The organism is Nocardia sp. NPDC004582, assembly GCF_053602115.1.
The window spans coordinates 1-1,739 of record NZ_JBSGCY010000291.1 but is presented as its reverse complement, the minus strand read 5'-3'; the positions used below and the strand labels follow the sequence as shown (position 1 = coordinate 1,739).

Annotated in this window: 3 protein-coding genes; 2 read left to right on the top strand and 1 reads right to left on the bottom strand. The window is 71.4% G+C overall.

Features of this window, described 5'->3' with window-relative positions:
* Positions 1-677: helix-turn-helix domain-containing protein (locus ACWELJ_RS34090; protein WP_452370172.1), on the bottom strand; the 677-nt coding region annotated here is incomplete at its 3' end.
* A gap of 130 nt (positions 678-807) precedes the next feature.
* On the opposite strand from ACWELJ_RS34090, the gene ACWELJ_RS34085 reads away from it, so the two are divergent.
* Together ACWELJ_RS34085 and ACWELJ_RS34080 are read left to right on the top strand one after the other, a co-directional pair.
* Complete coding sequence (locus tag ACWELJ_RS34085) at positions 808-1,524, top strand: hypothetical protein (protein WP_452370171.1); 717 nt, start codon at positions 808-810, stop codon at positions 1,522-1,524.
* On the top strand, positions 1,521-1,739 hold a 219-nt coding region (locus ACWELJ_RS34080), incomplete at its 3' end, for an ATP-binding cassette domain-containing protein (RefSeq protein WP_452370170.1). The genes ACWELJ_RS34085 and ACWELJ_RS34080, both read left to right, overlap by 4 nt.

The window sequence follows — 1,739 nt, the reverse complement described above, 5'->3', positions numbered from 1 at the left end:
ACCGGCGCGCGCAGCAGCCGGTGCGAGCGTTCGAAGCGGGCCACCCGGACCGCGTCCTTGGGGGTGATGCCGAACTCCGCGCCGAACCGGCTGCCGAGATGCCTTCGGCTCCAGCCGATCTCGTCGGCCACCCCGGCCACCCGCACCGCCGGGTCCGGCCCGGACAACAGCGCCCAGGCGTGGGTCAGCTCGTCGTCCCAGTGCACGGGGGCCAGGCGCCGCAGCAGGATCTCGTCGATGACGGCGAACCGCTCCGGCCACGACACCGGCTCGGCCAGCCGTTCCCGCAGCTCCACCGCGCGCGGCCCGAGCAGGTCGGCCAGGTCCACGATCCACGAGCCGAGCGCCGCGGCGGGCATCCCCAGCACCGCCCGGCAGCCCAGCGGGGTCAGATTCAGCTGCACGCCGTGCTGGAAGCCGTTGTGCGCGATCACCGCCGGGCGGACGGTGAGCCCGCTGGCCAGCATGTCCCAGTGCCCGCCCGCCTGCTCGGAATGGCTGGAGACCGGAACGTGGATGGGTTCGCCGATGGTGATGATCACCGTCAGCGCCGACCCCGGCATGCCGATATGGGTGCCCGGGGTGAAGCCGTGCAACAGGTAGCCCTCGTAGCCGAGGACGTACGCGCTCAGCCGCGGGTCGGGCACACCCGACGCGCCTTCGGACACGCCTGCCACCCGGTCCACCCTAGGCCGATCCGGTGCGGCGCGCGATGCTCCCATCCGGAACCGGTCTATCTCGCGAATCGTTGTCGGGGTGCCATAGAGTTTCGGTCGGAGAGGACCGCACGGAAGTAAGGGGTTGCCGATGTTCAAGGGCGGATTCGAAAAGGCGGTCGTTTCGCTGCTCGACAACGGGTCCCAGGTACAGGCCCCGGCGGTCGCGAAATACGTCGCGAAGATGCGGGCCGACCATCCGGACGAGACACCCGGGCAGATCATCGCGCGGTTCGAGAAGCTGTATCTGAACACCGTCACCGCCTCCGGCACCGCGGTCGGCGCGACCGCGGCCGTGCCCGGCGTCGGAACCGTCGCGTCGGTGGCCGCCATGAGCGCGGAGACCGCGTTCTTCCTGGAGGCGTCCGCGGTGTTCACCCTGGCCGTGGCCGCCGTGCACGGCATCGCGCCCGAGGACAAGGAACGCCGCCGCGCCCTGGTGCTGGCCGTGGTGCTCGGGGAGAGCGGCATGGAGATCGTGCAGAAGAGCGTCGGCGTGTCGGCCAAGAACTGGGGTGGCCTGATGGCCGCCAAGATCCCGGGCCTGAGCTCCATGAACGATTCGCTGCTCAAGCGGTTCATGGTGCAGTTCATCGCCAAGCGCGGGGCGCTCATGGTCGGCAAGGTGATCCCGGCCGGAATCGGCGCGGCCATCGGCGGATTCGGCAACCGGGCCCTGGGCCGCCGCACCGTCGACAATGCCCGCAAGGCCTTCGGCGCGCCGCCGCTGAGCTGGCCGCAGCCCATGATCGTCGACGCCGACCCGCTGACCGCCCTGGACGCTCCGGCCTGGAACAAGCAGCGGTGAGCGCCCGGCCCCTCGCCTTCGCCGCCGGCGGGCTGACCAAGACCTTCGACAGCATCACCGCCGTCGACGACGTCAGCTTCGTGGTGCCCGCCGGAACGGTGGCCGCGCTGGTCGGACCGCACGGCGCGGGCAAGTCCACGGTGCTGCGCATGCTGCTCGGACTGCTCACCCCCAGCTCCGGCACCGCCAGTGTGGGCGGGCCGGGTTCCGGCGCC